General features: G+C 47.4%; 2 protein-coding genes. Both read right to left on the bottom strand.

Annotation, left to right across the window (positions count from 1 at the left end; genetic code table 11):
• The coding region (locus GXO76_06520; GenBank protein NOY77509.1) for a pilus assembly protein PilM at positions 1 to 2,348 on the bottom strand (2,348 nt) is incomplete at its 3' end.
• A gap of 196 nt (positions 2,349 to 2,544) precedes the next feature.
• The coding region (locus GXO76_06515) for a DUF3459 domain-containing protein (protein ID NOY77508.1) at positions 2,545 to 4,542 on the bottom strand (1,998 nt) is incomplete at its 5' end.

Raw genomic sequence — 4,542 nt, 5'->3', positions numbered from 1 at the left:
AGGGATTGATTAAGCAGCATCACGCTTTGAAAATAGCCGGAATCCCGCAGACGCAGCATAAAATTGGCAATGCGAATTCCCTCATCGGGACGGGGATGATAACGAACGCCCTTCAACCGTAAAAATGAGGCCCTTTCCGCCGGTGCTTTCTTCTTTCCTTTGGTGGCCTTATTTCCCGCCCTGGTGCTGGTTTTTTGCCGGGTGCCCTTTTGGTTTTTTTTCGGAGCAATCTCTTCCCGCGTAACCGACATCCCCGTTAAAGCCATCTCGGGAGGCATCATTTGTGAAACCAGTTTTAGAATGTTCGGCAAGGGATTATCCAGAATCAACTCACTCTGGTAGATTTGCTTTTTGGACAGAAGAAATTTCCTTCTGGTCAACAAGGCGTCGTAGTGCCGTTTTTTGGGTTGAATTTTCTTGTATTCCAGCTGCATTTGCCGGAATTGATTCTTAAGACTGGAAACCCTTAAAAAACTGGTTCCTGAGAGAAACACTATGGTAATAATGGTCAAAAACGAAAGATAAAAGAAAAGCCTTCGTTGGAGTTTAATCGTTTCCACTTTTCGTAAAGGTTCGGGAAGCAGATTTAAGGATCTTCCGGTGTCGATGGCCAGCCCCAGAGCAACGGCCAGTTCCAGAAATCGGTTATGAAATGTTTTGGCCTCATTCGACGGAAGGTTGAGAGGAAAATGCGTGGAAAATTGAAACAATTCAATTTCCTCATCAATTTCCATTTTGAGAAATTCCACCAGATTTTGTAAACCCGCTGTTCCCCCCAGTAAATACACGCGGTCAATTTTATTCACCGAAAAGTTTTCCCGATAATAGTCAATAGAGCGCTGAATTTCGCTGGTAAGCCGTTCCAGATGCGGGCGCATCAACGCACCAATTTCAACCAGCGGAACATTGCGAATGCTTGTATTTCTATCGCCGCTAAGTGGAAACCCGAACGTGCGTTTCACCCCTTCGGCCTCTTCCCAGGATAATTGGAAAGCCTGCCCCTCATGAAAGATCGTGGCGGTCATCCCTTCCGTAATATCATCGCCTCCGGAAGGAATTTCACGGGCAAATTCAATAGCCCCTTCCCGGATAAAGGTAATCAACGTTTTCCTGGCACCGATATCAACCATGGCCACACACGAACCTTCGTCCTGAATATGCGCCGCATGATAAAGCGACCACAGCACAGATGGTAAAGGACGAAGATGCCAGGGCGTGATCTTTTTCTCGAGAAACGGTTCTATTTTTTCTTCAACAAGTGACGTGGGAACCATGCCTGCAAGGATGTCGTTATGCTCGACCCCCTTTATTTTTTTCTTTCCCAGAACCAGAAAATCGTTGATAATTTCCTGATTCTGAAAATCAAATTTTTTCTTTAGCGACCACTCCGTAGCTTCGGATAATTCCTTTTTCTTAAGCGGGGGAAGGCTTATCCGGTGAATACCCACATCCGGGCCGTAAATGGCAAGATTGATTTTCGACCGATCCAAGAGCCCTTGCTTTTCCAGATGGTCCAAAACCTGGTGAACCCGCGTTTTCAGATCAATTCCCCTGGGATTATCCAGAATCCCGAAGGCGCGGACCACTTTTTCGTGTCCCTTCTTTTTCACCAGAACATATTTTGTTACCCCCTGTCCAATGTCCAGCCCGAGGTAAAGCCCTGTTTCCACAAGAGACCCCAAGGACCACTTGCGGGAAAAACTGCCGGATACAAAATCCCACGGGGCAGATTCCCCCCGGGCAGCCGCACGCATTTTGAGTTCCAACGGGTCCGTTATCTGATGCCCGGATTCGGAGGAAGCCGGTTTGCCCGCCTGGCCATCGGTTTCTTTGGAGTCGCTTTGAAGGCGTTTTAGCAGGTCCGGAGAAATCTCAGAAGAAAACAGCGGAGGGGACTTTTCACTTTCATCCAAATGCTCCTGGGAGGGAACCACCGATTTTGATTCTTCGGCTGTTTCCCGGGGCAAAAATTGCTCGGCAGATTCAGGCAGGCCTTCTGATAAAAGCAGGTCCGACAGGTCATCAGACGATTGCCCCCCTGCTGAATCCTCTAATTCCAAAGGATTTTCAGACCATTTATTCTGGAGGAATTCAAAATCCGGTGCCGAATTCCTGAATGTTTTGTCTGAGGCATGCAAAATATCGTCAATCAAATCGCCCTTTTGACCGGTTTCGTCCCGTTCTTCCGGATCCTGCGGGAGAGCACTTTCTTCCGGAACCTGATTTTTCAGAAAATCAAAATCGACAAAATCATCATCCGACAGCTCCTCAGGAAGAAGCTCTTCCGCGGTCTTTAATTCCTCAGAGTCCGGCAGCGGTGAATGAAATAGTGTTTCGTCTCTTATCATGCTGTTTATAAAATCCCTTCAGGTGCATCTTCAAAACGGCTAACCCTTTTTGAATTTCGACCACTTTTTGAATTTTCTTAACGGGTTATTTCTTGGAATTTGGGAAGAGTAATCCATCATTTTGGATGTGACATCCTCAAAAGATGCCGGTCGGCTTGTTAAGATTGGACAGCTTGTCTTTTAAATAGAGGGGGAGCTATTTGCTGATTTTTAGTCTGAAAACGGCAAATCCGTAAGCCTGGAGAGTTACCTTTACTGCAGCTTTGTAGGGTAATTTAAGAGAATTCCGGGGAAAAATCCTTTCCCATTCCGCGCGTTCCGGCTGCGGACTCAGCAATTGCTCATTTCCAAAAAGAAGCGTTACCTTTTGTGGCGCCGAATCAAAATTCAAAACCACCAGAAACTGGGTCTCATTCTTCTGGCGCAAATAGGCGTAAACCTTGTCCGGTAAATCCGTCTGGACTTTATCCATCTCTCCGCGGGTGAAGGCCGCATTTTCAGCCCGCAGGTGGATCAACTTCCGGTAAAAGCGAAACCAGGGCGAAAATTCGTCTGTTTTGCTCAAAATGGGATATTGCTCGGCTGAACCAAATTCCTGGCCATAATAGAGCAGAGGCGTTCCGGGAATGGTGAACAGCAAAACCGCAGCCAATTGCGTTCGCTTTGCACCGAATTGACGAATAAAGCGTTCCATATCGTGATTTTCCAGGTAGCGGAGGCTCAATGTGCCCGGCGGATAATTCATGAGTGTTTTTTTAAAGCCTTCGTCGATCGCCAGAAGGGGTTTTTTCCCGTTCAAAACATCCAGTAAATTTCCGTAAAAATCGGTGTCATACGACATGTCGAATTCCTCGTCGTGGTAGGCCGGTGAGCGGGGTAACACCTCATTTAAAAGGAGGAAATCCGGGTTCCGGCTTTTAAGGGTTCGGCGAAAGGCCTTCCAGAATGTGTGGGGAACTCCCCAGGCCACATCACAGCGGTAACCGTCCACGCCCATTTTCTGCCAGAAAAGGGCATTTTCAAGCATAAAATGCCAGACATTCGGATTGCCATAGTTTAGATTCGGAAAAGCATCCCAGTCGTTGTAATACTCGTAAGAATAGCGGCCTGTCCACAAAAACCAGTTTCTAAAAATCGAATGCTCATTCCAGTAGGCCGTTTTAAAATAGGGATGCTGATCACTGGTATGGTTGGCGATAAAATCCAACATGACCCGAATGCCCCGTTTGTGAGCCTCCGTAATGAGATTCTCCAGATCCTGATTCGTTCCATAGTCCGCGCGTACCTTGCGAAAATTAGTGGGATTGTAGCCGTGATCGCTTGGACTCTCAAAAATGGGCATCAGCCAAATGGTGTTCACACCCAGGCGGGTAAAATATTTTAATCTTTTTTGGACGCCTCGCAGATCTCGTGATTTTGAGAAATTGCGGACATACACTTCATAAATAATGGCATCCTGTCCCCAGGCTGGCGGAGCCTGAAAATTCAGGAGCCGGGTTCCGGTTTCAGTTTTTTTGAATAAAATAATTTGAGGCTTTGCCGTTCGGTCATCGGCGGAAAGAACCAAATCGATAAAATAGGCCCCGTTTGTCGCGGGTTCCCGAAAGCCGGTTTGGAGGGTTTGCGAAAGCCCCAGTTTTTCCGGATTGTGCCGGTCTGCAATCCAGGCAATTTTTAGGGGCCGCCCCATGGGATCGTAGGAATCAGACGCATCCAGAAAAATGGAATCTCCCTGAACCCTTGCCGTCCAGCGAATCTCCGGGAGGGGAGGCTTTTGCACCGTTCGAAGGGAATTAAATCCGTTCCAGCCATCCGGAATCTGGCGGGGATTCATGGGATCGGGGATCCATTTTTTTCCATTGATCACAAATTTGTATTCATACTCGCCTGGAGGCAGATTGATGTCCGTTTCGTAAATTCCATTACTGTCCGGGTCAACCAGAAGAGTTTTCCCCACCTTCCAGTTGTTGAACTCTCCGACAAGGGAAATGGATTGGATTGAATCCCGCGGCATATGAAGAGCCAGTGTGGAGATCATAAATCGGGTGGGATACTCGCGCGTCTTAAAAATAAACGCCCGATTGCTGTCCGGTTTGCTTTTGGCCAGCGAATCACCGACCTGGAGATTCACATAAAAGGTGTCTGCCCGGGGAAATTTGTATTCGGGAAAAACCTTATTCAAAATCGAGATGGC

The organism is Calditrichota bacterium (assembly GCA_013151735.1).
In the GTDB taxonomy this organism is placed as follows: Bacteria; Zhuqueibacterota; JdFR-76; order JdFR-76; family BMS3Abin05; genus BMS3Abin05.
Note: the sequence above shows the minus strand (reverse complement) of the source record. Positions and strands in the feature narration are given on the sequence as shown.